The 25,051-nt window shown below is 71.8% G+C and carries 20 protein-coding genes and 1 pseudogene; 13 read left to right on the top strand and 8 right to left on the bottom strand.

Going from position 1 to position 25,051, the window contains the following annotated elements; translation table 11 throughout:
• Positions 1–19: 19 nt before the first annotated feature.
• From ACFZBU_RS43945 to ACFZBU_RS43915, 7 genes are all read left to right on the top strand, one after another.
• A complete protein-coding gene (locus ACFZBU_RS43945; RefSeq protein WP_391589419.1) occupies positions 20–1,051 on the top strand; it encodes a glycerophosphodiester phosphodiesterase in 1,032 nt (343 codons plus the stop codon).
• A gap of 220 nt (positions 1,052–1,271) precedes the next feature.
• Positions 1,272–2,417 carry an NAD(P)/FAD-dependent oxidoreductase gene (locus tag ACFZBU_RS43940; RefSeq protein WP_391589418.1) on the top strand — a complete coding sequence of 382 codons (1,146 nt, stop codon included), beginning with the start codon at positions 1,272–1,274 and terminating at the stop codon, positions 2,415–2,417.
• The gene (locus tag ACFZBU_RS43935) at positions 2,414–2,701 is read left to right on the top strand and encodes a (2Fe-2S)-binding protein (RefSeq protein WP_391589417.1); all 288 of its coding nucleotides are present in this window, start codon (positions 2,414–2,416) and stop codon (positions 2,699–2,701) included. Before ACFZBU_RS43940 ends, ACFZBU_RS43935 begins: the two co-directional genes overlap by 4 nt.
• Positions 2,698–4,011: an FAD-dependent oxidoreductase gene (locus ACFZBU_RS43930; protein WP_391589416.1), complete on the top strand. Its 1,314-nt coding sequence runs from the start codon at positions 2,698–2,700 to the stop codon at positions 4,009–4,011. Before ACFZBU_RS43935 ends, ACFZBU_RS43930 begins: the two co-directional genes overlap by 4 nt.
• Positions 4,008–4,943: a dihydrodipicolinate synthase family protein gene (locus tag ACFZBU_RS43925; protein WP_391589415.1), complete on the top strand. Its 936-nt coding sequence runs from the start codon at positions 4,008–4,010 to the stop codon at positions 4,941–4,943. The genes ACFZBU_RS43930 and ACFZBU_RS43925 overlap by 4 nt, the downstream gene beginning before the upstream one ends.
• Positions 4,943–5,944, top strand: coding sequence for a proline racemase family protein (locus tag ACFZBU_RS43920; RefSeq protein ID WP_391589414.1), 1,002 nt, complete (start codon positions 4,943–4,945; stop codon positions 5,942–5,944). The genes ACFZBU_RS43925 and ACFZBU_RS43920 overlap by 1 nt, the downstream gene beginning before the upstream one ends.
• Positions 5,945–6,080: 136 nt before the next feature.
• The gene (locus ACFZBU_RS43915) at positions 6,081–6,764 is read left to right on the top strand and encodes a GntR family transcriptional regulator (protein WP_391589413.1); all 684 of its coding nucleotides are present in this window, start codon (positions 6,081–6,083) and stop codon (positions 6,762–6,764) included.
• Positions 6,765–6,882: 118 nt separating this feature from the next.
• Here the strand turns inward: ACFZBU_RS43915 and ACFZBU_RS43910 are convergent, their stop codons facing one another.
• Positions 6,883–8,154: an alpha/beta fold hydrolase gene (locus tag ACFZBU_RS43910; RefSeq protein WP_391589412.1), complete on the bottom strand. Its 1,272-nt coding sequence runs from the start codon at positions 8,152–8,154 to the stop codon at positions 6,883–6,885.
• A 385-nt stretch (positions 8,155–8,539) separates the two neighbouring features.
• Here ACFZBU_RS43910 and ACFZBU_RS43905 point away from each other — a divergent pair, with 385 nt between their 5' ends.
• Both ACFZBU_RS43905 and ACFZBU_RS43900 read left to right on the top strand, forming a co-directional pair.
• Positions 8,540–9,724, top strand: coding sequence for a lactate 2-monooxygenase (locus ACFZBU_RS43905; RefSeq protein ID WP_391589411.1), 1,185 nt, complete (start codon positions 8,540–8,542; stop codon positions 9,722–9,724).
• 154 nt (positions 9,725–9,878) lie between these two features.
• Entirely contained in the window at positions 9,879–11,057 is a 1,179-nt protein-coding gene (locus ACFZBU_RS43900) for a low temperature requirement protein A (RefSeq protein ID WP_391589467.1), read from the top strand.
• Between the two features lie 154 nt (positions 11,058–11,211).
• Here the strand turns inward: ACFZBU_RS43900 and ACFZBU_RS43895 are convergent, their stop codons facing one another.
• Complete coding sequence (locus ACFZBU_RS43895; protein ID WP_020551189.1) at positions 11,212–11,718, bottom strand: Lrp/AsnC family transcriptional regulator; 507 nt, start codon at positions 11,716–11,718, stop codon at positions 11,212–11,214.
• Between the two features lie 231 nt (positions 11,719–11,949).
• Between ACFZBU_RS43895 and ACFZBU_RS43890 the strand changes: the two genes are divergently transcribed.
• Positions 11,950–13,287 carry a trans-sulfuration enzyme family protein gene (locus tag ACFZBU_RS43890; protein WP_391589410.1) on the top strand — a complete coding sequence of 446 codons (1,338 nt, stop codon included), beginning with the start codon at positions 11,950–11,952 and terminating at the stop codon, positions 13,285–13,287.
• 749 nt (positions 13,288–14,036) lie between these two features.
• On the opposite strand, the gene ACFZBU_RS43885 is transcribed toward ACFZBU_RS43890, so the two are convergent.
• Positions 14,037–15,191 (bottom strand): FAD-dependent oxidoreductase, encoded by a 1,155-nt coding sequence (locus ACFZBU_RS43885; RefSeq protein ID WP_391589409.1) that lies wholly within the window; start codon positions 15,189–15,191, stop codon positions 14,037–14,039.
• A gap of 151 nt (positions 15,192–15,342) precedes the next feature.
• Between ACFZBU_RS43885 and ACFZBU_RS43880 the strand changes: the two genes are divergently transcribed.
• Positions 15,343–15,927 carry a TetR family transcriptional regulator gene (locus ACFZBU_RS43880; protein WP_391589408.1) on the top strand — a complete coding sequence of 195 codons (585 nt, stop codon included), beginning with the start codon at positions 15,343–15,345 and terminating at the stop codon, positions 15,925–15,927.
• A gap of 982 nt (positions 15,928–16,909) precedes the next feature.
• On the top strand, positions 16,910–17,914 hold the full coding sequence (locus ACFZBU_RS43875) for a transporter substrate-binding domain-containing protein (RefSeq protein ID WP_391589407.1): 1,005 nt from the start codon (positions 16,910–16,912) through the stop codon (positions 17,912–17,914).
• A 229-nt stretch (positions 17,915–18,143) separates the two neighbouring features.
• Here the strand turns inward: ACFZBU_RS43875 and ACFZBU_RS43870 are convergent, their stop codons facing one another.
• The 3 genes from ACFZBU_RS43870 to ACFZBU_RS43860 form a co-directional block, all read right to left on the bottom strand.
• Positions 18,144–18,842, bottom strand: coding sequence for a response regulator (locus tag ACFZBU_RS43870; RefSeq protein ID WP_391589406.1), 699 nt, complete (start codon positions 18,840–18,842; stop codon positions 18,144–18,146).
• Positions 18,843–19,091: 249 nt separating this feature from the next.
• Complete coding sequence (locus ACFZBU_RS43865; protein ID WP_391589405.1) at positions 19,092–20,309, bottom strand: sensor histidine kinase; 1,218 nt, start codon at positions 20,307–20,309, stop codon at positions 19,092–19,094.
• Positions 20,306–22,438: an MMPL family transporter gene (locus ACFZBU_RS43860; RefSeq protein WP_391589404.1), complete on the bottom strand. Its 2,133-nt coding sequence runs from the start codon at positions 22,436–22,438 to the stop codon at positions 20,306–20,308. The genes ACFZBU_RS43865 and ACFZBU_RS43860 overlap by 4 nt, the downstream gene beginning before the upstream one ends.
• Positions 22,439–22,763: 325 nt before the next feature.
• Between ACFZBU_RS43860 and ACFZBU_RS43855 the strand changes: the two are divergent.
• Positions 22,764–23,150: pseudogene (locus ACFZBU_RS43855) on the top strand (LUD domain-containing protein); the annotation flags it as partial.
• Positions 23,151–23,453: 303 nt separating this feature from the next.
• On the opposite strand, the gene ACFZBU_RS43850 reads toward ACFZBU_RS43855, so the two are convergent.
• Both ACFZBU_RS43850 and ACFZBU_RS43845 read right to left on the bottom strand, forming a co-directional pair.
• On the bottom strand, positions 23,454–24,164 hold the full coding sequence (locus ACFZBU_RS43850; RefSeq protein WP_391589403.1) for a hypothetical protein: 711 nt from the start codon (positions 24,162–24,164) through the stop codon (positions 23,454–23,456).
• Positions 24,165–24,538: 374 nt separating this feature from the next.
• The gene (locus tag ACFZBU_RS43845) at positions 24,539–25,051 is read right to left on the bottom strand and encodes a MarR family winged helix-turn-helix transcriptional regulator (protein WP_391589402.1); all 513 of its coding nucleotides are present in this window, start codon (positions 25,049–25,051) and stop codon (positions 24,539–24,541) included.

Genomic DNA, 25,051 nt, shown 5'->3' with positions numbered 1-25,051 from the left:
TTGCTTCTACGATGCGTGGATGCTCCTTGACCCGTCCGGGCGCCCAGCCCGGCCCCGATACCGCCGTGCCAAGCGACGGATCGTCGGCTCCCTGGCCGGCCTGGGCATCGCGATCGGCTGCGTGCAATATCTGGCGCCCACGTACCTGGGCGACGACTCGAAGTCGTCCCTGTCCAGCGCCACTCTCCCGGCCACCAAGCCGCCGCAGGCCGCCGCCGCACATCCGCCCGCGGACACTCTCGACAGCCGCCGGGGCAGCTCCGCCATCGACGGCCGCAGCTACATCCGCGCCCCCGGCGCCCGCCCGATGGTGTTCGGGCACCGGGGCGCGCCGCATCTGGCCCCGGAGAACACGCTGCCCTCGGACGAGGCGGCCCGCCGCTCCGGCGCGGACTGGATCGAAAACGACGTACAGCCCAGCGTCGACGGCGTCCCGCACATCATGCACGACGTCACGGTGGATCGAACCACCAACGGCAAGGGCCGCCTTCGCGACCTGACGAGTGCTCATCTGGCCACGCTGGACGCCGGGAAGTGGTTCAAGCCGTCCTTCGCCGGCACCCGCGTGATGACCCTGCGCGAGCAGCTCGCCGACCTGCGCACGCACGGCGGCCGGCTGCTCCTGGAGATCAAGACCCCGCAGACCCGAGAGGAGATCTCCCGGATCGTGCAGGAGGTGCGCCTGGCCGGCATGTCCGGCCGGGTGTTCGTACAGAGTTTCGACCAGGAGTCGCTGCGGATCACCCGCGATCTCGCCCCCGAGCTGCCGCTCGGACTGCTCCGGGATCGCCTCGACGCCGATCCGGTCGCGTTGGCCAGGGAGCTGCGCCTCGCCTCCTACAACCCTTCCTACCAGGGCCTGCGGCAACGCCCGCAGCTGGTGGCCCAGTTGCACGCGGCCGGGATCGCGGTGCTGGCCTGGACGCCGGACGACCCCAAGGAGTGGGCCGCACTCGACGACGCCGGAGTGGACGGAATCATCACGAACCGCACCGCCGACCTGGTCTCGTGGCTCACCGCACGGCACGGAAAGGCCGTCGGCAAACCCTGAGTCGGCGTGCCGCAAGGGGTGTCCCGCCGGACACGACCCGGGCCCGGGGGGGGGGGGGGGGGGGGCCCCCCCCCCCCCCCCCGGGCCCGGGGGGGGGGGGGGGGCGCCCCCCCCCCCCCCCGACCGCGGGCCTTCGTATTTCGGGGGTCCGGCCCGACTGTCCACGAACCGGCCACGGCAAACCCTTTACCTCGTAAGAGCAATGTGACATTTTACAGACGTGAGCGAACTCCGTCCCAGTGATGTCGTCGTCATCGGCGCGGGCGTCGTCGGCGCCGCGTGTGCCCACTACGCCGCGCGTGCCGGCCTGTCGGTCACCGTGCTCGATCGTGGTCCGGTCGCGGGCGGGACCACCGGAGCCGGCGAGGGAAACCTGCTGGTCTCCGACAAGAAGCCCGGGCCCGAGCTGGCACTGGCCCGGCTCTCGCTCCGCCTGTGGGCCGAACTCGCCGACGACGGACACGATTTCGAGTACGAACAAAAGGGCGGCCTGATCGTCGCCCGCACCGACGCCGAGGCGGGTGCGATGGCGGCCACGGCCGCCACGCAACGTGCCGTCGGGATCACCGCCGACGCCGTCGACGCCGCGGACCTGCCCTCCTACGAACCACACCTGGCCCCCGGCCTGACCGGCGGAACGCACTATCCGCAGGACGCCCAGGTGCAGCCCGCACTGGCCGCCGCCGCGCTGCTGCGCTCGGGGGTGCGGCTGCACACCGGGGTCACCGTCACCGGCTTCCGGCGCGGGCCCGACGAACGGGTGCTCGGCGTGCGCACCTCGCACGGCGAATTCGCCGCCGGCGCGGTGGTGAACGCGGCCGGCACCTGGTCCGGCTCGATCGCCGCGCTCGCCGGCGTGTCCCTGCCGATCCTCCCCCGCCGCGGCTTCGTGCTGGTCACCGAGCCGCTGCCGGCGATGGTGCGGCACAAGGTGTATGCCGCGACCTACGCCGGGGACGTCGCCGGCGACGAGGCGGACCTGGCCTCGTCCGCCGTGGTCGAAGGCACCCCGGCGGGCACGATCCTGATCGGCGCGAGCCGCGAACGGGTCGGCTTCGACCGCTCGTTCCCGGTCCCGGTGCTGCGCCGACTGGCCGCGCAGGCGATCGAGCTGTTCCCGTTCCTGGCCGGCGTCTCGGTGCTGCGTGCCTATCGGGGGTTCCGGCCGTACTGCCCGGACCACCTGCCGGTGATCGGCCCGGACCCGCGCGTGCCCGGCCTGTGGCACGCCTGCGGCCACGAGGGCGCCGGGGTGGGCCTGGCGCCCGCCACCGGACACCTCGTCGCTCGGGGTCTCACCGGCAAGGACCCCGAATTCGACCCCTCTCCATTCGCCCCGACCCGCTTCGCGGAGGTGTCCTCGTGACCGGCGCATCCGAACCCACCCCGATCCGCCCACCCGGCACGGAACACTTCCGGATCGGCGTGGACGGCCGACGCATCCCGGTGGAGGCCGGACAGACCGTCGGCGCCGCGATGCTCGCCGCCGGGATCCGGTCCTGGCGCACCACCCGGTTCGCCGGCAAGCCGCGCGGGCTGTTCTGCGGCATCGGGGTGTGCTTCGACTGTCTGGTCACGGTGAACGGCACCCCGTCCCTGCGCGCCTGCCTGCTCGCCGCCCGTCCCGACGACGAGGTGAGCACCACATGACGTACGACCTGATCGTCGTCGGCGCCGGGCCCGCCGGCCTCACCGCCGCCGTCACCGCCGCCGGCTTCGGCCTGCGGGTCGCCGTCCTGGACGCCGGCTCCCGCGCGGGCGGCCAGTACCACCGACACCGCGCCGGCCGACCGCCGGCCTGGCCGCCGCTCGCCCGCCTGCACACCGTCGAGCACCTGGCCGAACATCGCGTCTGGGCGGTCGAACACGCGGCCGACGGGTTCGTCGTACACGCCGTCACCGGCGAGCGGGACGGCACTCCGGTGACCGTGACCGGCCGCCGGCTGCTCCTGGCCACCGGCGCCTACGACCGGCAACTGCCTTTCCCCGGCTGGGATCTGCCCGGCGTGCTCACCGCCGGCGGCGCGCAGGCCCTGATCAAGGGCAACGGCGTGGCGCCCGGTCGACGCGCGGTGGTGGCCGGCACCGGCCCGTTCCTGCTGCCGGTCGCCGTCGCCCTGGCCGACGCCGGCGTCGAGGTGAGCGCCGTGCTGGAGGCGTCCCGACCCACGCCGCGGGCCGCCGCGCTCGCGCCGCACAGCCCCGCGCGTGTGGTCGAGGCGGCCGGTTACGCGGTCGCCCTGGCCCGCCGGCGCATCCCGTACCGGACCGGACGGGCCGTGATCGCCGCACACGGCGACCACACCGGCCTGACCTCGGTCACCGTGGCCCGCCTCGACGCCGACTGGCGAGTCCGCCCCGGGACGTCGACCGAACTGCCCTGCGACACCCTCGCGGTCGGCTACGGGTTCACCCCGCAACTGGAACTCGCCGGCCAACTCGGCTGCGCGAGCACCCCGGACGGATTCGTCGCGGTCGACACCCGGCAGGCGACGAACATCCCCGGCCTGTCCGCCGCCGGCGAGAGCACCGGCATCGGCGGAGTGCATCTGGCCGCGGTCGAAGGCGAGTTGGCGGGGTATGCGATCGCCGGGCGGACGCCGCCGCGCGCGCTGCTGCGCCGGCGGGCCGCGCTCACCCGGTTCGCCGCCGGGTTGCGCGCGCTCTACCCCGTCCGGCCCGGGTGGCTGTCCTGGTCGGACGCCGACACGCTGATCTGCCGCTGCGAGGAGGTGCCGCGGGGTCGGATCGAGGACGCGGCCCGCCTCGGCGCCGACGACGTGCGCTCGGTCAAGCTGCTCAGCCGCGCCGGAATGGGCTGGTGCCAGGGCCGGATGTGCGCCGAGGCCACCGCGTGCGTGTTGTCCGACGTGCTGGAACGACCGGTCGCCGCGCCACCGCCCACCCGTCCGATCGGTGTGCCCATCCGTCTCGGAGACCTAGCCCAAGGAGCCTCATGAGCCCGCAACCCGCCTCCTCGTCACCGGCCGACCCGGACCGCCCCGCCGACCGGCAGCCGTGGCACGGCGTCGTGGTGGCCACCGCGCTGCCGCTGCGCGAGGACCTGTCCGTGGACTTCGACGCGTACGCCGAACACGTGCGCTGGCTCGTGGATTCGGGCTGCGACGGGGTCTGCCCGAACGGCTCGCTGGGCGAGTACCAGTCGCTCACGCCCCAGGAGCGGGCCCAAGTGGTCAGCGTCGCGGTCGAGGCGGTGGGCGGGGACCGGGTGCTGCCCGGCGTCGCGGCGTACGGCGCGGCGGAGTCGCTGCGCTGGACCGAGCAGGCCGCCGAGGCAGGTGCCCGGGCGGTGATGCTGCTCCCGCCCAACAGCTATCGCGCGGACACCCGCACGGTGCTCGACCACTACCGCACGGTGGCCCGCGCCGGCCTGCCGATCGTCGCGTACAACAACCCGTTCGACACGAAGGTCGACCTGACCCCGCGACTGCTGGCGGACCTGTACGAGGAGGGCCTCGTGGTCGGCGTCAAGGAGTTCACCGGCGATGTGCGCCGTGCCTACGAGGTGGCCGAACTCGCCCCCGGCCTGGACGTGTTGATCGGCAGCGACGACGTCGCGCTGGAGTTCGGGCTGGCCGGCGCGGTCGGCTGGATCGCCGGCTACGCGAACGTCTTCCCGCAGGCGAGCGTCGAGTTGTATCGCGCGGCGATCGGCGGCGACGTCCGCGCCGTGTTGCCGCTGTACCGGTTGTTGCACCCGCTGCTTCGGCTGGATTCGCGCACCGAGTTCGTGCAGTCGATCAAGCTGTCGATGGACCTGGCCGGGCGTCGCGGCGGCCCGTGCCGCGCGCCGCGGCTCCCGCTGCTGCCCGAACAGGAGGCGTCGGTGCGCGAGTTCACCGAGAAGGCGCTCGCGGAGGGACTGGCCTGATGCGCTCACGACACGTTTTCCACGCGGTCGACTCACACACCGAGGGCATGCCGACCCGGGTGATCACCGGCGGCGTCGGTGTGCTCCCCGGCGCCACGATGGCCGAGCGGCGTGTGCACTTCATGGCCCATCGGGACCACCTCCGCACGCTGTTGATGCACGAGCCGCGCGGACACGGCGCGATGAGCGGCGCGATCCTGCAACCGCCGACCCGCCCGGACGCGGACTACGGCGTGCTGTTCATCGAGGTGTCGGGCTGTCTGCCGATGTGCGGGCACGGCACCATCGGGGTCGCCACCGTGCTGGTCGAGACCGGCATGGTCGAGGTGGTCGAACCGGTCACCACGGTCCGGCTGGACACACCCGCCGGGCTGGTGATCGCCGAGGTCGAGGTGCGCGACGGCGCGGCGCGCTCGGTCACCCTGCGCAACGTGCCCTCGTACGCACACACCCTGGACGCGACCGTGGACGTGCCCGGGCTCGGCGCGGTCGGTTACGACATGGCCTACGGCGGCAACTTCTACGCGATCCTGCCGATCGAAAAGGTCGGCCTGCCGTTCGACCGGGCCGAGTCCGGGCGCATCCTGGAGACCGGTCTGGCGATCATGGCGGCGATCAACGAGCAGGCCCGGCCGGTGCATCCGGAGGATCCCGCGATCGCGGGCTGCCACCACGTGCAGTTCCTCGCCCCAGGCTCGGACGCCACGCTCTCGCGCAACGCGATGGCGATCCACCCGGGTTGGTTCGACCGCTCGCCGTGCGGCACCGGTACCAGCGCGCGGATGGCCCAGTTGGCCGCGCGCGGCGAACTGGCGATCGCACAGCCGTTCGTCAACGAGTCGTTCATCGGGACCCGCTTCCACGGGCGGATCGTGGAGCACACCGAAGTGGGCGGGAATCCGGCCGTGGTCCCGCTGATCACCGGTCGGGCCTGGATCACCGCCACCGCGCAGTATCTGCTCGATCCCGAGGATCCCTTCCCGGCCGGGTTCCGCCTGTGACGACGGCCGAACGAGGGTCGCGAACCGGGCGGCGCAGTCGCCCGGATACACTCACGCTCCGTGGTCGTTCGTTCGCACAGTCCCGATCCGGTCCCCAGGGTGACTGACCGTCAGTAACATGGCGGGAGGAGGCACCATGGACACGGGACACGGAGCGCTCGCGCTGCCGTCCTTCGACGATCGACCGATCCTGCGGGACCGGGTGGCACGAGAGTTGCGCGCGGCGTTGATCGCGGGCGAGATGCGGCCGGGTGTGGTCTATTCCGCGCCCGCGCTGGCCGCGCAGTTCGGTGTGTCGCCGACACCGGTCCGCGAGGCGATGCTCGACCTCGCCAACGAGGGACTGGTCGAGGCCGTCCGCAACAAGGGATTTCGGGTCACCGAGCTCTCCGACCGCGAGTTGGACGAGTTCACCGAGGTCCGCGCACTGATCGAGGTTCCGGTGGTGGCCCGCCTCGCGGGCGTGGTCACCGATGCCCAACTGGCCACGCTGCGCCCGGTCGCCGAGGAGATCGTCGCGGCGGCCGAGGCGGGCGACCTGATCAGGTACGTGGAGGCGGATCGCCGCTTCCACCTGTCGTTGCTCGCGCTGGCGGGCAACGAACACCTGGTCCGGGTGGTCGGCGATCTGCGCAAACGCTCACGCCTGTACGGTCTGTCCCGGCTCGCGCAGAACGGCCGGCTCGCCGCCTCCGCCGCCGAGCACCTCGAACTCCTGGACGCGCTCGCCACCGGCGATCCCGCCCGGGCCGAGGACGTGATGGCCCGGCACATCGGCCACGTTCGCAACCTGTGGGCGAATCCGGACCAGCCGAGCTGATCCGACACCGGTGGCCCGGGTCCGCGGGACTCGGGGCGCCGGTTCGGTGGTCGTTCGACCCGCCGCCCCGGGCCGGTCACGGCGTCGGCCGGCCGGGACCGCCCCGGGTGGTGACAGGTCAGACCCTGCCGGCCGCCATGTCCATCAGGCGGTCCAGGATCGCGCCGCCGGAGGCGTTGGAGCCGTCGTGCTCCCATTCGTTGGTGACCCACGCCCGCACGCCGGCCACCCTGCGCGCGGTGTCCAGCGACAGGTCGGCGTCCACGTACATGTCGTCGAAGAAGACCGCCGCCGCGACCGGGACCCGGTTCGTGCGCAGCCGCTCGACGTCGTACAGGACCGGCCAGTCGTCGTGGCGCGCGAGCAGGTCGGCCGCCTCGCGGAAGGGCCGCAGCGCGGCGATCTCCTCGAACATCCAGGGGTACATCATCTCGCCGGTGAACAGCAGCGGATCGGCGCTCTCGGCGAACTCCGGGAGCCCCGCGCGCACCTTCTCCGCAGCCCAACCCGTGGCGACCTTGCCCTGCCCGTAGATCGGCTCCTGGAGCACGGCCCACAGGGGCTGGTCGGTGAGCGCGGTGGCGTGCATCGCGGCGGCGCGGAAGGTGTCCGAGACCCGGTCGCCGTCCCAGGCCTCGTCCAGCATCCAGTGCACCCGCTCGAAGCCGTCGCCCATGCCGAACACCTGACCGAGGAACTGCAGCCGGCGCGGGGTGAGTCGATCGCCGTCGGGCAGCCGCACGTCGTTGTCGGCCAGGTGGTCGGCCAGCCGCCGCACCAGGTCCACGTCGTCCGGATACCGCGCGTAGTACTCGGCGTTCTTGGCCCGCACCCGGGGATACGTGCGGTGGTAGACGTCCTCCGCCGTGCAGTCCAGGCCGATCAACCCGCCGGTGACGTAACAGGACTTCAGTCCCTCGGGCGCCCGGGAGAGGTAGGCGAGCGTGATGAAGCCGCCGTAGCTCTGCCCGAGCGTCTCCCACGGCTCGTCGCCGCACAACCGCCGACGGATGAACTCGGCGTCGGCGACGATCGAGTCGGCGCGCATGTACCGCAGCAGCGTGGCGAGTTCCTCGGGCGGGGTGCGGGCCGCCAGGCTCGGCGTGATCGGCGTGCTGCGACCGGTGCCGCGCTGGTCGAGGAGCAGGACGCGGTGGGTGCGCAGCGCGCGCTGGAGCCAGCCGACGGCGCGATTGGGCCGCCCGGACTTGCCGCCCGGGCCGCCCTGGAGGAAGCACAACCACGGCCGTTGCCGGTCCGCCGCGGTGGGGTCGACCACCTCGCGGGCGAAGACCTCGATGGTCGGTCCGTCCGGACGGGAGTGATCGAGCGGAACGGTGAACGTGTGGTCGGTGAGGGCCATCCCCGGTATCCGGGTGATGCGGGTCATGCGGATTCTCCCCAAGCTCGTGTCTGTGTCCGGCACGCGGTTCGCCGTACGTGGTGGGCTGCCTCGCGAAACGGCGCGGGTCGCGTACCTCTTTGTGTCGTGTGACATTTCACCGGAGAAACGGGTTCCTTGTCTCGCTTCCCTGCCAGGCAATATCCGCCGTACCGCAAGGGGTTCCGCCCGTGGGCGGTCGGCGGAGGTCGGCGCGGCGCGGAAGCGGTCGACACGGCACAGGAAGCGGTCTGCACGCCAGGGAAGCGGTTGGCACGGCACAGGAACAGGTCTGCCCCGATGCCCGAGGGTCGACTCTTTCGGCTCTTCCGTACGGCCGACAGGTGCGAAATGGTCGGGTACTGCGATTCCGCTCGGCGAAAGGTGTGCAGTCGTGGTCGATGGTGCCGACGTTGCCGGTCCCTACTCCGCCTTCCAGGACTCGATCTACCTCGATGGCCTGCTGACCGGGGAGACTCCGGCCTACCCCACGGACGCCACCGCCCTGGAGGCGGCCGCCGGCGAACGGCTCGATCCGGGGCCGCGTGGCTACGTACTGGGCGGCGCCGGCGGCGGGGCGACGATGCGGGCGAACCGGGCGGCGTTCGAGCGGCGCCGGATCGTGCCGCGCATGTTGCGCGACGTGGGTACGCGCGACCTGTCCTGCTCCGTACTGGGCACCGAGTCACCCGCGCCGGTGCTGCTCGGACCGGTCGGCGTGCAGTCCATCGTGCATCCCGAGGGCGAGTTGGCGACCGCGCGAGCCGCGTCCGCGTTGGGGCTGCCGATGGTGTCGAGCACGGCGTCGTCCCATTCGCTGGAGGAGATCGCCGCCGCCTCCGGATCGGGACCGCGCTGGTTCCAGCTCTACTGGCCGCGCGACGACGACGTGACAATCAGCCTGCTCGCCCGGGCCCGGGCTTCGGGGTACACCGTGCTCGTGGTCACCCTGGACACCTGGTTCCTGGGCTGGCGGCCGAACGATCTGGATCGCGCGTACCTGCCCTTCCTGCGCCAGGTCGGCATCGCGAACTACCTGAGCGATCCCGCCTTCCTGGCCGGGCTGAGCAAACCGATCGCCGAGGACCCGACGGCGGCGATCGCGCATTGGGCGGGGATGTTCTCCGATCCGACCAAGACCTGGGGCGACCTGGCGTTCCTGCGCGAGAACTGGGTCGGGCCGATCGTGCTCAAGGGCATCCTGCATCCGGACGACGCGCGCCGGGCCCGCGACGCCGGTCTGGACGGGATCGTGGTGAGCAACCACGGCGGTCGCCAACTCGACGGCGCGGTGGCTGCGTTGGACGCGCTGCCGGCCGTGGTGGAGGCGGTCGGCGAGAACCTGACGGTGCTCTTCGACAGCGGTGTACGCACCGGGACGGACGTGCTCAAGGCACTGGCCCTCGGCGCCCGGGCGGTCCTGCTGGGCCGACCGTACGTCTACGGGCTGGCGCTGGGCGGCGAGGCGGGCGTCCGGCACGTATTGCGGTGCCTGCTGGCCGAGTTCGACCTGTCGATGGCGCTGTCCGGACACGCTCGCCCGGACGAGTTGCATCCCTCGGTGCTGACGTCGGACTGATCGGGCCGTGCGAGAGGCCGAATGCCTGCTCGAAATGGCCCTATTTATCGCCTGAATTCCGATACTCTCCGCCCATGATCACGTCCGGAACGAGAGGACCCGCCTCGTGAGCGATCCCGCGCGCCCCGCGGCCCCGCACGCCATCCTGAGGCGGATGACCTCGCGCGACATCACCGAGGCACATCGCACTTCCACCCCGCTGGAGTTGTTCTTCGACCTGACGTTCGTCGTTGCGGTGGCCCAAGCCGGCAGCCGACTGGTGCACTCGCTGGCCGCGGGGCACCCCGGGCACGGACTCGCGGGCTACCTGCTCGTGTTCTTCGCGATCTGGTGGGCGTGGGTCAACTTCACGTGGTTCGCCTCCGCGTACGACTGCGACGACCCGCTGTACCGGGTCGCGACGCTCGTCCAGATCACCGGTGTCCTGGTGCTGGCCGCCGGGGTGCCGCGCGCGTTCGAGAACAGCGACTACGCGGTCGCCATCGTCGGCTACCTGATCATGCGACTCGCACTGACCTTCCAGTGGCTGCGGGCGGCCCACGACGAGACCGACCCCGAGGCCCGGCGCACCGCGCTGCGCTACGCGGCCGGGCTGGTGCTGGTGCAACTCGGCTGGGTGCTGCTGCTGCTCCTGCCGGACGCCGCGTGGACATGGGGGTTCCTGCTGCTGGTGGTCGCCGAACTCGCGGTACCGGCGATCGCCGAGCGCAACCACCCCACGACGTGGCATCCGCATCACATCGCCGAGCGGTACGGGCTGTTCACCATCATCATGCTGGGCGAGAGCATCTCCGCCGCGACCGTCGCGATCCAGACCGCGCTCGACGACGAGGCGGCGCTGGACGAACTGCTGCCGATCGCCGCAGGCGGGCTGTTGATCGTGTTCGCCGCGTACTGGATCTACTTCGCGGTGCCGATCCACGACTACCTCGCCTCCGACCGGCGGGCCTTCCTGTGGGGGTACGGCCACTACGTGGTCTTCGGTTCGGCGGCGGCCATCGGAGCGGGACTGGAGGTCGCCGTCGAGCAGGCCGTGGGCGAGGCGCACATCTCCCGGACGGCCGCGTCGGCGAGCGTGACGATCCCGGCGGCGCTGTTCCTGCTGAGCACGTTCGCGCTGCATTCCCGGCACCACAAGATCGGGCCGGCCCAGAAGTCGGTGCTGCCGATCGCCGGTGTGTTGATCCTGCTGTGCACCTTCCTGGGCGCGGCGGCGGTACCCGTCGCGGGTGTGGTGGCGGCGCTGACGGTCGCGGTGGGCACGGTGTTGTCGGCCCGGCAGGGCGAGGGGGACGTACGACGGGGTGATCGGCAGGCGGTGGCGGGCGGGTGAGTGAGTGAGTGAGTGAGTGTTGCGGGGCTTTGGGTTGCAGGGCGCTTTTTGCGGTGCTGGGCGTTGCGTTGTGGGATGGAGCGTGGCGTTGCGGGGTGGGGCGGGTGGGACGGGATGGGGTGAGGCGCGGCGGCGTGGATGTTTCCCGGCTGGGCTAACCCGCCGTCAGGCGCCGGGCCGGGCCTTGGGGCTCGGGTGGGAGTAGGGGTCCGCCCTGCCATTGCTGGAATATCAGCATGGTGTGCACCTGGGTCACCTCCGTACGCGCCGTGAAGCCGTCCACCACCAGCCGCTGCAAGCCGGTCGCGTCGGCGACCGCGACATGCACGAGGAAGTCGTCGGGTCCGGCCAGGTGGTAGAGCGCCCGGGTCTCCGGCAACTTGAGCACGTGCCCGACGAACGGATTGAGCACGACGCGGTGGTGCGGTCGCACCCGAACCGCGAGCATGGCCTGTAGCGGCCGGCCCAGCGCCGCCGCGTCGACCTCCACCGTCGCACCCTTCACCACCCCGGCCGAGCGCAACCGGGCGACCCGATCCAGGCACGTCGAGGGCGCGATCCCGACCTCGGCGGCGAGCGCCTTGTTGCTGATCCGGGCATCGTTCTGAAGCGCCCGGAGAATCCCGAGATCGATCGGATCGAGGGCGATGGATTGGCTCATTCGGCGATGATAGTTCGGCCGGTGAGCGCATTCTCCGGGGATCGTCGGAGCATGGCGGGTATGGATGACCTCCGAGTGGATCTTGACGGGCGTGCCGGGTCGACTGCCTTGGACGGCGTGGGCAGTGCGGGTGGTTCGGGTGGCGTGGGTGGTTCGGGTGCTGTGGGTGGTGTGAGTGCTGTGGGTGGTTCTGCCGGGGACGGCGTGAGCGGTTCGGGCGGGTCGGGGGGCGTGGGTGGTTCCGCGCGCTCGGGTGGCGGGCGGCACCTGTTCGAGACGCGGGCGGTGCATGCCGGTCGAGACGACCTCGCCGCCCTGGGTACGCACGCCGTGCCGATCGATCTGTCCACCACGTATCCGCTGCCGGACCTGCCGGCCGCGGCGCTCGCACTCGACGCGTACGCGGAGGGGGAACTCCCGGACGGCTCACCGATCTACGGCCGATTGACCAATCCGACGGTACGCCGCTTCGAGACCGCGCTCGCGGAGTTGGAGGGGTGCGCCGACGCGGTCGCGTTCGCCAGTGGCATGGCGGCGGTCACCGCGTGCCTGCTCGCCGCCGCCGCACGTGGCCGGCGGCACGTGGTGGCGGTACGGCCGCTGTACGGCACCACGGACCACCTGCTCACGAGCGGGCTGCTCGGCACCGAGGTCACCTGGGTCGACCCCGAGGGGGTGGCCGGGGCGTTGCGGCCGGACACGGGGCTGGTCATGGTCGAGACCCCGGCCAATCCGACGTTGGCCGAACTGGATCTGGCCGAACTTGCCGCCCGGGCCGGGGACGTACCGCTGCTGGTGGACAACACGTTCGCGACACCGGTGTTGCAGCAGCCGGCCAAGTCCGGCGCCCGGATGGTCCTGCACAGCGCGACCAAGTTCCTCGGCGGACACGGCGACGTGATGGGCGGCGTGGTGGCCTGCGACCGGGAGACGGCCCAGGTGCTGCGGCAAATCCGCTTCGCCACGGGGGCGTTGCTGCATCCGCTCGCGGGCTACCTGCTGCTGCGCGGCCTCGCGACGCTGCCGATCCGAGTCGCGAAGGCATCCGCGTCGGCGGCCACGCTCGCCCGGCGGCTGGCCGACCATCCGGCGGTCGAGCGAGTGCACTACCCGAGCATCGGCGGCGCCCTGGTGGCCTTCGAGCCGACGGGCGACCCGATGACGCTGGTCGGCGCCCTCCGCCTGATCACCCCTGCGGTCAGCCTCGGCGGCACCGACACGCTGATCCAGCATCCGGCCTCGCTGACCCACCGTGTGATCGACGACGCGGCACGCGACGAGGGCGCCATCGGCCCGAAGTTGCTACGCCTTTCGGTGGGACTGGAACACGAGGACGACCTGTGGGACGACCTGTCGACAGCCGTGGAGCACGCGGCGGGGCGCGGGGCAGGAGCGGAGTGCGCACGGGGTGCGGAAGGGGCACGGGGTGTTGCGTCGGTGCGTGATGGCGGGCCGGTACGTAGTGGCGAGTCGGCGCGTGATGGCGAGTCGGTGTGGGAGGTGGACTCGGTGCCGAGCGCCGGGTGGGGGCGGGGCGTCGGATCGGTGCAGGGCGCGGGGCGGGTGTAGGGCGGGTATAGGGCGCCGGGTCGGAACCGGGTGCAGGGGCCGGGAGCCGGGAGCCGGGTGGATGCAGGCCCTGGGTCGGTGTGGGGCCGGGCGGGCGCAGGGCGCGGGGCGAGGCGGGGCGCAGAGCCGGGTGCCGCTGACGGGCGGACGGGGCGGCCGGGCAGGTTGCTTGGGTCGGGAGGGTCCCGTGGATCGGACCAGCAGGCATGCACGCCGAGGACGGGTCGCGGGAGGCGGGCAGCTCGCAAAGGTCGAACCCGGCCGGGCGGCGATCTCTTCCGCCGGGCGGGTTGCGACAGTCACGCGGATCGCGTGAGTCGGACCGGCAGACCGGGCGGCTCGGCGGGTTGCGTGGGCCGGGCACGTCGCGTGGGCCGCACCGGCGGACCGGCTGGGCGGCCTGACGGGCGGACCGGGCGGCCGGGCCGGGCGGCCGGGCCGTGTGGGTCGGGCAGCCGGGCCCGGGCGGTCGCGTGCGTCGGGCTCGTCGCGTGGGTCGGGCGGACCCGATGGCCGGACGACCGGGGGCCGGGGGGCCGGGGGGCCGGGGACCGGGGACCGGGGACCGAGGGGTTGGGGACCGAGGGGTTGGGGACCGAGGGGTTGGGGACCGAGGGGTTGGGGACCGAGGGGTTGGGGACCGAGGGGTTGGGGACCGAGGGTCCAAGGTCCGAGGGCCGTAAACCAAGGGTCCAAGGTCCGGAGGCCGGAGTCCGAGGGTCCAAGGTCCGAAGGCCGGCGTCCGAGGGTCAGCGGTAGAGGAGGCCCGAGAGGCGGAGGGCGAGGTTGCGGCGTACGGCGGGGAGTCGGGTGATCGTGCGCAGGATCGTGTTGCGCAGCGGGCGCAGTGCCGGGGTGATGGTGGCGATGCGGGTCATCCGGTCGGCGAGCTTCACGATTTGCTCGGCGATCGGGCGGCGGGCGGCGCCGTACGCGTCGAGTGCCGAGGTGGGGCCGCCGTCCAGAACCGTACCGAGGGCCTCGGCCAGCGTCACGGCATCGAGGATGCCCGCGTTCATGCCCTGGCCGCCGGCCGGGCTGTGCACGTGCGCGGCGTCGCCGGCCAGCAGGATGCGCCCGGCGCGATAGGTGTCGGCGAGCCGGTGGTGGACCCGGAAACGCGAGCCCCAGACGACCTCCTCGACCACGATGCGGCCCGCCGACGGGCCGCGTTCGTCCACGAGTTCCTGGACGAACGCGAGTGACGGCTCGGGTGGCGCCTCGGCCACCGGCGCGACGATCCGGTGCCGCCCACCCGGCAGCGGGGCGACGACGGCGAGACCGGCGGGCGCGAAGTACAGGATCACCTCGTCGGCCGAGACGGCGCCGTCGAGCCGCACGTCGGCGAGTACGAACGACTCACCGTAGGTGCCGCCCTGGAAGCCGATGCCGGCCTGCTCGCGAACGGTGCTGTGCATGCCGTCGGCGCCCACCACCCAGGCGGCGCGGATGCGTTCGCCGTGTTCGAAGGTCGCGGTCACGCCGTCGGCGTCCTGGTCGAGGCTGGTGACGGTGTACGGGCGCAGCACGGTGCCGCCGAGTTCGGTGAGCCGGGCGAGAAGGGCCGCCTCGGTGGTGGCCTGGGAGACCATCAGCGAGTACGGGTATGCGGTGGGCAGGCCGTCGAAGTCGATCCGGACGACCACCCGGTCCCGGTCGCGGATGGTGAACGTCGGCGATTGCACGCCCTGTTCGACGAGCGGCGCGGCCACACCGAGCGGCGCGAGCACCTCCAGGGTGCGGGCGTGTACGACGGCGGCCCGCGAGGTGTGGTCGGCGACCGCGTGTGCGTCGACGACGGTGACGTCGCGGCCCTGGGCGGTGAGGGCGAGCGCGAGGGTGAGCCCGGCGGGGCCGGCACCGACGATCAGAACGTCGGTGGCGGCGGGGAGTTGCGGGGTCATGGCGAGCTCCTTGGGTGCGGCTGGGTGTGGCGACGTCGAGTGGGGCGGGGGTCGAGCCACGGTAGTCAACATCTGTTGGCCAACGCTTGTTGACTTAACCATGACCCACTCGGCCGATTAAGTCAACAGACGTTGGCCTACAATCGTTGACATGAGCACTTCGCGAAGGTCGTCGACCGAGACCAAAGCCGTGATCCTGGCCGCCGCGCGGGAACGATTCGGTGCCGACGGCTACGAACGCGCGACGATTCGGGCGATCGCCTCGGACGCCGCGATCGATCCGGCGATGGTCATGCGCTACTTCGGCAACAAGGAGAAGCTCTTCGCCGCTGCCGCCGATGTCGACCTGCGGCTCCCCGCTCTCGATTCGGTCCCCCGCTCGCAACTCGGAGCAGTGCTCTCGGCCCACTTCCTGGACCGCTGGGAGGACGACGAAGCGATGATGATCCTGCTGCGCACCGGCGTCACCAACGAGGAGGCCGCCGAACGGATGCGCGCGGTCTTCGCGGAACAACTCGCCCCACTGGTGGCCCGCGTCTGCCCGACCCCGACCGAAGCCCCCCGCCGAGCCGGCCTGGCCGCCACCCAAGTGCTCGGCCTGGCCCTGTGCCGATACGTCCTCCGCCTCCCACCGATCGTGGCCATGACCCACCCGGAGCTGGTCGCCTGGCTCGGTCCCCAACTGCAACGCTGCCTCACCGGGGACCTCGGCGCGCGGGAGAACACGATCGGGTGATCGGCGGTGGCGTGATCCGTGGTGGGGGTTCGGTGACGGGGTGATCGGGTGCTTTCCGGATGGCGCGACCCGATGGCCTCGCGTCCCTGATGCCCTCGTGACTCTGCGGCCACGTGTTCCCGTGTTCATGTGCCTGCGAGGTTGCGGGGCTGCCTGGTCGCGCGGCTGCCCGACCGTCCGATCGGCTCCCGGCGCGCCCACCGTGCGCACCGGGAGCCACAGCGCGCAATGGCGCACTTCGGTGCCGCCGGTGAGGAATACTCCCCGCCCCGGCCTTAAGCCCTGAGCCCACGCGCGGCGCGCGGCGCGCGGCGCGCGCGGGCAATTGCGCTCCCCGCACGAGCACACCAGCGCCCCGCCGCAGCCGGGCCGAAACGCCAACCGAGCCCAAGCCTCCGCAGAGCCGGAACGAAGCCTCCACAAGACCGGAGCGAAGCCCCGCTCGCCGCCTCGGAGTCCGCGCCGAAATTGGGGGACTACCCCCGGTGGTGGCCCAGTTCGACCGGGTAGCGTCCCGAGCAGGTCCGAACCGGCCGAGCCGAGCGGTGTTTCGCGCCGCCTCCGGAGGTGACGCGTCATGCCCGTGCATGCAGTCCGACCGAACCACCCGGCCCGCCGTCCGCCTCGCGCCCCGGCCCCCGAACAGGTCCGCGATCCGGTCAGCGATCCGGTCAGCGATCCGTCCGCCGATCCGTCCCGGTACGCATCCGCCCGATCCACTCCCGTCCGGCGCACGCCGAGCCGGCGCACCTCCGGTCGTCCCGGAGCCGCCCGGATCGTTCCCGGCCGATTCCTGATCGCCTGGCTCCTGCCAGGCCGGCTCCTGCCCCGTCGACTCCGGCCCGGTCGCGTCCCGGCCCCTCGCATCCCGGGCGGTCGGCTCGCTCGCGGCACGCTCGTTCCCGGCCGACGTGCCTCCAACCGATCCGCTCCAGTCCGGCCGCCGCTGCGCCGGGCCGCGGTCGGGCCGGTTCTGTCGTTGGTGGCTGTGCTGCTGGTCCTGGCGTCCTGTACCTCCGCGACCTCCACGCCGCGCCCCGCAGCCGCGCCCACCGGCACTGCGCCCACCGACACCGCGTCGACCACCACCGCTCCGGACGGCCGCAGCGACCCGGGGGCGGCGAGCGACCCACCGACCTCGTGCAGCGACCCGCTCGCCAGCCTGCGTCCCGGGTCGGGGCCGCCACGCGCCGCCGACTATACGAGCGACGGCTCGCTCGCGCAGATCCTGCGACGGGGCTTCCTGACCATCGGTATCGACCAGAGCACCTACCCCTTCAGCTACGCCGACGTGGCCGACCACAATCGGCTCAAGGGCTTCGACATCGACCTCGTCCGGGAAATCGCCACCGACCTCTTCGGCAGCGCGGACGCAAGCCGGCTGCACTTCCGCGTCCTGCCCAACAACATCCGCGAACAGGCCGTCGCGAACGGCGACGTGGACATCGTCGCGAAGTCGGTCACGGTGAACTGCCGCCGCCGGGCGGTGGTCGACTTCAGCTCGGTCTACTACGAGTCCGGACAGCGCGTACTCGTCGTCCGCGACAGCCCCGCCGCAGCCGCCGACCACGCCAAGGGCCTCATCGGCCTGCCCGCCGCGACCCGCGTCTGCACGGTCGGCAACACCACCGCCGCGGAGACGGTGCGCGCGACGAAGAGCCTGGTCCCCGTCACCGGTGAGACCTGGGCGGACTGCCTCGTCCGCATCCAACAGGGCCAGGCGGACGCCTCGGTGGGCGACGACACCATCATGGCCGGCCTCCAGGCCCAGGACCGCTTCGTGCAGCTGGTCGGCCCCAAACTCACCCGCGAACCGTACGGCCTGGAAATCGCCAAGACCAACCCCGACTTGGTCCGCTTCGTCAATGCCTCGCTGGAGCGCATCCGCCGGGACGGGACGTGGCTGCGGCTGTACGAGAGGTATGTGGCCCGCTACATCCCGGAACCCGGACCGGTGACCGCCCCGGATGCGGTGTACCGGGACTGAGCGTGAAGACGGCGCAACCGAACCGCTGCACGGGCGACCGAACCGCTGCACGGCTCCGGACGGTGCGCGCACCGTCATCGGCGCCGGGCTCGGCCCGTCCCCGTCGAGTCCGTGCCCGACCACCGACGGGTGATTGCGACCACGGCTGCGGGCCGCAACTACGGTCACGGCCATGGCCACGCAGCGGCCGAGGCCTCGGTCTCGGTCTCGGTCTCGGTCTCGGCAGGGTCTACATAGAGGACAGGTCGTCCCCTGGCACAACCAACCCCGACTCGTAGGCGATAACGACCAGTTGCGGTCGATCTCGCGCACCGAGCTTGCTCATGATGCGACTCACGTGCGTCTTCGCAGTCAGCGGACTCAGCCCGAGAAGGGTGCCGATCTCCGCATTGGTCAATCCCCGCCCGACCAGCGTGAGCACCTCGCGTTCACGCGCGGACAGCTCCGCCACCAGCACCGATTCCGGCTCACCCGCCGTCCGCCCGGCCGGCATCCGGAGTACGCGCGAGATCAGCCGCGCCGTCGGCCCCGGTGAAAGCAGCGCCTCACCCGCCCCGATCGTCCGGATCGCGGCCAGGAGTTCGGCCGGGCGCGTGTCCTTGACCAGGAACCCGCCGGCACCCGCGCGCAACGCGGCCACCACGTTCTCGTCGTCCTCATAGGTGGTCAGTACCAAGACTCGGACTCCGGGCAATTCCGGATCGGCCGCAATCAACCGGGTGGCCTCGATGCCGTCCAGGATCGGCATGCGAATGTCCATCAGCACGACGTCCGGCCGGGTGGCGCGGGTGAGTTCGAGCGCTGTCTGCCCGTCGGCGGCCTCACCGACCACCTCCATGTCCGGCGCCGAACCCACCAACATCGCGAACGCCGACCGCACCAGGTGCTGGTCGTCGGCGAGCACCACCCGCAGCGTTCCGGCCGTCACACGCTCCCCCACTCGCCCCGCATCATCCGCAACCTCTCCCCGTCACCGCACACTTCACCGGGCAGCGTGCCCGTCGACCAACCGCGCCGCACACTTCACCGACCCGCCACCCGCAGCCCGCAGCCCCGCAGCCCGCAGCCCGTCGAACCGACGACCGCAAGGACCGCATGGACCGCACAACACACCGCACCGGCCCGCCCACCCCTCGACCAACGAGTGTGCCGACAGCCCCTCACCCCACACACAGTGTCACCCGGTCCCCGCCCGCTCGCCCATCGGCAACACCGCCTCGACCCGGAAGCCGCCCTCCGCCCCGGGCCCGGCAACCAACGTCCCACCCACACTGCGCGCCCGCTCGGCCATCCCCACAATGCCGAACCCGACATCCTTTCCGGCCTCGTCCGCAGCCCCATCCGCCTCCCGGGCTCCGCCCGCGGCCTCGATCCCGCGCCCGTCGTCGCGCACGGACACCCGCAATTCCGCGTCCACCACCGACAGTTCGATCCGCACCGCCCGAGCCCGGGAGTGCTTCACCGCGTTCGTCAACGCCTCCTGCACGATCCGGTACACCGCCACGCCCACCTCGGGCGCGGGCGGCGGTCCGTCGTGGCCGGTCAGGCTGACCTCGATGCCGGCGGAGCGGGCCGCGCTCGCCAGCGGCACCAGGCCGTCGAGCCCGGCCAGACCCGGCACCGCCTCGTACGACGCGGCCTCCTCGGCGTCGCGCAACACCGACAATGTGGCCCGGAGTTCGTGCCGGGCGTCCCGACACGTCTCGGCGATCGTGTCCAACGCGCCGACCATGACCGCACGTTCCGCCGGCGGCTCCTGAGCCGCGAGGTGCGCGGCCACCCCCGCCTGCACGCCGATCAACGTGATGCTGTGCGCGAGCAGGTCGTGCAGGTCGCGCGCGATCCGCAGGCGCTCCTCGGCGACCCGCCGTCTGGCCACCTCGTCCCGGGTACGCTCCGCGCGCTCGGCCCGGTCGATGATGGCGCTCACGTACGCGTGATGGCTGCGCCACGCCTGCCCCGCGACCAACGCCGCGAGCACCCAGCCGGCCATCCCGCAGCGGTCCCGCCAGTTCGGCGCGTCCTCACCGCCAACGGTCATCGCCACCATCACCACGACCAACGCCGCGAATCCGAGCGCGATCGCCTCCTCGCGCCGGATGTACGCCGCGCAGGTCCCCAGCGCGACCAGCGCCAACACGGCGGCGCTCTCGTGCAGATACTCCCGGTTGTGATACGGCACCGTCAGGATGAACGTCAGCAACAGCACCGTGCCCGGCCTGGACCGCCGCCACGCCAACGGAATCGCCGCAGCCAGCAAGAGCGTGGCGCCGATCGCATCCAACGCCCGCTGCCCCGGCCACATCCACGCGGACCCGATCGCGCCCGCCGCCAGGACGAGAGCGAGCCGGGCGTCCGCGAGGGACGCCCCACCCCATGTCGATCGCTTCGTCACACCGCCATCTTCCGGGACGACGCGGGCGGTTCCACCGGGCGGGTCCCCGCCGTGCCCCGCGCGGACCGCCGCGACAACGGGCCCGGCCACCAGATCCGCCGGTCCAGGGCCACGCTCGCGGCGGTGACCAGGAACGTCCGGACCAGGAACGTGTCGATCAACACGCCCACGGCGACCACGAGTCCGAGTTCCACCAGCGAGACCAGCGGCAGCAGCATCAGCACCGAGAAGGTGGCGGCGAGCACGAACCCGGCGGACGCGATCACCCCGCCGGTGGTCTCCAGAGCTGCCGGCGCGGCGTTCCTGACCGATGCCCCACGCAGCGCCATCTCCCGCACCCGGTGCATCAGGAAGATGCCGTAGTCCACCCCGAGCGCCACCAGGAACACGAAGGTCAGCAACGGCGTTTGGGCATCCACACCCGCGTATCCGAAGCCGTGCTCGAAGATCAGCCCTCCGATCCCGAGCGAGGCGGCCCACACCAATCCGACGGCGACGACCAGGATCAGCGGCGCGACCAGACTGCGCAACAACACGATCAGCACGAGCAGTACGGCAAGAAGTACGAGCGGAACGACCACCCGACGATCGCGGGCCGTGGTGTGCGAGGTGTCCATCTGTTGTGCGGTGGGACCGCCGACCCGCGCGTCGGGCACCGCCCGCAACCGCTCGATGGTGGCATGTTCCCCGTTCGACTCCGGCCGATCCTTCGCGAAGGCCAGAATTTCCGTCCACCCGCCCGCGGTTCGTGCCTGGCGGGCGTGATCGACGCCCTCCGTCGCGGATACCGCCGCGAGCACGGCCGGGGCCCGCCCGGTGCGCGCGAGCACCGAGATGGGCGCACCCGACTGCTCCGGGAAGGCCGCGCTCAGCATCTCCTGCGCGGCGATCGACTCGGGCTTGGCAGTGAAACCATCGCTCTGCCGCAGCGGACCCGGCAGCGCAAACGCGGTCAACGCACCCGCCCCGAGCAGCACGACTCCCGCCACGAGCACCGCAATCGGCCGCCGGGACACCCGGGCCCCGATCCGCGCGTACGCCCCGCGACCCCGCTTGGGCTCGCTGCCGAAGGCGGGCACGAAGGGCCAGAACACCCGCCGCCCGAGCAACACCAGTACGGCCGGCAACAACGTCGTCATCACCGCGAGCGCACACACCACGCCGACCGCACCGACCGGTCCCATCCCGCGACTGCTGTTCAGATCGGCGGCGGTCAGGCACAGCAGCCCGACCACGACGGTTCCACACGAGGCCACAACGGCCGGCCCACACCCGCGCAGCGCGGCGATCATCGCATCGAACGGCCGGATGTGTACCCGTAGTTCCTCCCGGTACCGGGCCACCAGCAGCAGCGCGTAGTCGGTCCCCGCGCCGAACACCAGCACCGTCAGCACACCCGAACTCTGTCCGGTGACGGTGATCCCGAACGCCTTCACCAGCCCGTACACCGCCGCCGACGCAACCGCCACCGCGACACCGGCACACGCAAGCGGCACAACCCACAGGTACGGACTCCGGTAGGTCAACATCAACAACACCGCAACCACGAGCACACTGGCCAGCATCAGCGTGCCATCGATCGACCCGAACACCTCCTGCATGTCCGCCGTGATGCCACCGGGCCCACCCAACCGAACGGTGAGTCCCTCCGGATGGCGATCGAGCACCTTGCGGATGTCGGGCACGATCTCGTCCGGCTCGGCGCCGCGCCGATCGATGGACAACGCATAACGCAACGTCGCGTGATCGACCGATTCCTCCGCCACCGGCCACGGCCCGGCCACAAGCAGATGCCGACCGGCCACCTCCGCCACCTGCCCGGCCGCCAGTTCCCGGTCGGCAGCGGTCAATCCGCCGTCCCGGTGGTACACGAGCTGGACATCCATCGCGTCGCCACCGGGCAACCGGGCCTGAACCTTGGCAACTTGGGTCGACTCGGCGTTGGCCGGCAGGTAGTCGACGGCTTCGTTGCGCTGCACGTCACCGAGCTTGGAGGCGAACATCCCGGCCACCAGGACGACAAGTATCCAACCGACGACAACGGCCCACGGCACCGCCCACAACCGCCCCCGCCGCGGTCGTGACGCGGCTTCTTCCGTCTCGTCCGTTTCCTTCGAGAGTGTCTCCATGCCCCAAGGCTCTCGGCTGAACACCCGTCAATCGTCCGGCCGACGACCGATGTCCGGGTTACTCCGCGTGACGTCCGAGGGCGAGGATTGATCCCACGGGAGTAACGCTCGGGAGTAGGGGGCTCGGCGACGGGGCGGGGTTGGTAGGTCGGGGCCCGGGGTGTGGCGTGCGTAAGTCGGGGCTGCTGAGGGTGTGGTGTTGGTGGGTTGGGGCTGGGGCGTGCCGTTGGCGGGTCGGACTGGGGTGTGCCGTTGGCGGGTCGGGGCTGGGGCGTGCCGTTGGTGGGTCGGGACTGGGGGCGCGGGCCTGTAGGCCAGAGCCGGGGGCATCGCCGACACCGGCACAGTGTGCGTGGTCGAGTCCGAGGGCAACGGGCGGATGTGCCTGACCCTGACCGAGACGCTGATCACCGTGCTCGGCGTGGAGAAGCCACTGCCCGCGTGGGGCGACCTGGAGGCTTCTTGGGAAGGCCGGGCCGGGGGCCGGGGCCGGCAAGCTCGGGCTTGCCGGGCTTGCCGGGCTTGGGGGCCGGGACCAGGGCCGGGGCCGGGACCGGCACGCCCAAGCTTGGACGGCCGCGCCGCGTGCGGCGCTCCCTGGGTGTGGGATTGGTGGTCGAGCCAGGCGTATCCACCCCGGCCCCCAACGTGCCTTCGTCACGCTCGCCCGCACCACGTGAGCGCTCCCCTTCGGCGACCGGCACCCCCGTGAGCGCCGGTCGCCGGGGGCCACCGAGGTGGGACGAGGACTGGAGCGCCTCGACTGCCTTGACCGCAGGATCGAGACGCCCACTCTCCTCACTCGAAAACCTATGCGAGACGCGGAGAAGCGGAATCAGTCATGGATAGGTAGTCGCCGATTCGCCCGGGTCGGCCACGCCTCGCTGCCCCACACCCCACGACTCGGCATGCCGCGGGCCGGATCGCGCCTCGGCCCCGACGCCGCAGCGAAACGGGACAGGACAGAGCAACGGGGAACCGGGATGGAACAGGAGCGAACAGGAGGGAACGACCGTCAGCAGCCCGCCTGAAACCGCTTCTGCCCGGGCCGCTTGAAGCGGTGATGCGGCCGGCGAGCCTGGAACGTGATGTCCAACTCGGGCCGCCGCAACGAGTCGTCGGGAGGCAACTCATGGGTCAGCGTGCCGACCAGCCGCAAGTACCCCTTGGACACGTCGTATTCGCGCAGTCCGCGGCCGGCGGCACCCGCGAACTCGACCGACGCGGCCGCAAAGACGTCCCGACTGCCGATCAGGAACGCGGTTCGCGCATACGTCAGCGGCCGCAACCATTCCCGCGAATCGTGGTGCCCGCTCTGCCTGAGCCAAGCGGCGGCATCTCGCTCGGTACGGGCCTCGTGAGTCTCCACGGTGAGCGGTGTACCGGCGGTCAACTGCCGCCTGATCCGCGGCCAGGCGGTCGGCCGCAGCCCGAGCGAATGATGCATCAGCACCAGGTCGACCCGACCACCGCAGGAATCGACGAACCCCTCTTCGGCCAGGGGCACACCGTCCCGAAGCGGAACATGCACGACGGTATGCCGTGAGTAAGCCGCAAACGAGAACAACGCGGCCAGCCTGGAAAGCCCGTCGTGGTCCCCGACCACGACGCCGTACTCCCCCAGCGGGTCGGACATCGCGGTATGCCGCAACGGCAACCACGGTTGCACCACGCGATACTCGACCACCCCGCCCCGCGGCCGAAACCGACGCAACCTCAACCGCATACCCGCCGCCCACCCGTCCCCGTCCCGAACCCACCACTCAGCCGAGCCATACCAACCGTCCCACCAACCCGAAGCGGGGGTCGTCCCTGACGGTTGTCCACCCCCAGCCCAACGCCCGGCTCACGGCGCCGCCCACCACGCCCCAACGCCCGCCACCGCGCCGCAACCGCTAGTCCGACGCAATCCGAACTCGACCCGGCCCGGTCCATCCCGGCCCGCACAACGCGGCCTAACCGCACCTGAGTTCGCCCAGTCTCCGCCCGGCGCAGCCCCACGCAATTCGCAGACGCGGCCCGGCCCGGCCTGGCTCGGTCGGCTCGGTCTGCTCGGCCCAGCAACTGCCCACCGCCGCCCGAGCGCTACCCGACCCTCGATCACCCACCGCCGAACCAAGCCGGCATATCGAAGTGGAACGAATCCCCCGGCGTCATCGTCCGAAGGTCCTCCTCCAGCGCACGCAGCCGTTCCACGCCCAACGTCTGCGCCCACTTGGCCCGCACGTCCTCGAAGATCGCAGCCGACCTCGCCAGCGAGTCCACCCCGCGCGCGGTAAGCCGAACCACCTTGCGTCGCGCGTCGTTCGGATCCGCACCACGTTCGACGTAGCCCAGCCGCTCCAAGCCGTCGATCGTCTTGCCCGCCGCCTGCTTCGAGACGCCCAACAGGCGACCGAGCTCCACCGCGGTGGTGCCGTACGGACCAATGGCCTGAAACACGAAGCCGTGCATGGGGCGCAGGTCGGGATGGCCCTGCCGAGCGAGCTCCGCATGAACCTCGTCGATGAGTACCCGAAAGGCCATCAGCAGCCGCAACGGCAGCTCGAAGCCCGGCGGGTCCTGGCCGGGCCCGTCGTCGTTCGGTCCGACCGCAGACGAATTTCTTGACAT

The sequence above is a fragment of the Embleya sp. NPDC008237 genome (genome assembly GCF_042956465.1).
Lineage (GTDB): Bacteria > Actinomycetota > Actinomycetes > Streptomycetales > Streptomycetaceae > Embleya.
The sequence above is the reverse complement of the archived record's forward strand: the minus strand, read 5'-3'. Positions and strand labels throughout refer to the sequence as shown.

Bases quoted from the DNA above. Each gene is read 5' to 3' on its own strand.
- ACFZBU_RS43850 (WP_391589403.1), bottom strand. From the start codon at position 24,164: ATGCGGTTGAGGTTGCGTCGGTTTCGGCCGCGGGGCGGGGTGGTCGAG.
- ACFZBU_RS43930 (WP_391589416.1), top strand. From the start codon at position 2,698: ATGACGTACGACCTGATCGTCGTCGGCGCCGGGCCCGCCGGCCTCACC.
- ACFZBU_RS43885 (WP_391589409.1), bottom strand. From the start codon at position 15,191: ATGACCCCGCAACTCCCCGCCGCCACCGACGTTCTGATCGTCGGTGCC.
- ACFZBU_RS43910 (WP_391589412.1), bottom strand. From the start codon at position 8,154: ATGACCCGCATCACCCGGATACCGGGGATGGCCCTCACCGACCACACG.
- ACFZBU_RS43860 (WP_391589404.1), bottom strand. From the start codon at position 22,438: ATGGAGACACTCTCGAAGGAAACGGACGAGACGGAAGAAGCCGCGTCA.
- ACFZBU_RS43900 (WP_391589467.1), top strand. From the start codon at position 9,879: ATGACCTCGCGCGACATCACCGAGGCACATCGCACTTCCACCCCGCTG.
- ACFZBU_RS43845 (WP_391589402.1), bottom strand. From the start codon at position 25,051: ATGTCAAGAAATTCGTCTGCGGTCGGACCGAACGACGACGGGCCCGGC.
- ACFZBU_RS43895 (WP_020551189.1), bottom strand. From the start codon at position 11,718: ATGAGCCAATCCATCGCCCTCGATCCGATCGATCTCGGGATTCTCCGG.
- ACFZBU_RS43880 (WP_391589408.1), top strand. From the start codon at position 15,343: ATGAGCACTTCGCGAAGGTCGTCGACCGAGACCAAAGCCGTGATCCTG.
- ACFZBU_RS43945 (WP_391589419.1), top strand. From the start codon at position 20: ATGCTCCTTGACCCGTCCGGGCGCCCAGCCCGGCCCCGATACCGCCGT.
- ACFZBU_RS43920 (WP_391589414.1), top strand. From the start codon at position 4,943: ATGCGCTCACGACACGTTTTCCACGCGGTCGACTCACACACCGAGGGC.
- ACFZBU_RS43915 (WP_391589413.1), top strand. From the start codon at position 6,081: ATGGACACGGGACACGGAGCGCTCGCGCTGCCGTCCTTCGACGATCGA.
- ACFZBU_RS43925 (WP_391589415.1), top strand. From the start codon at position 4,008: ATGAGCCCGCAACCCGCCTCCTCGTCACCGGCCGACCCGGACCGCCCC.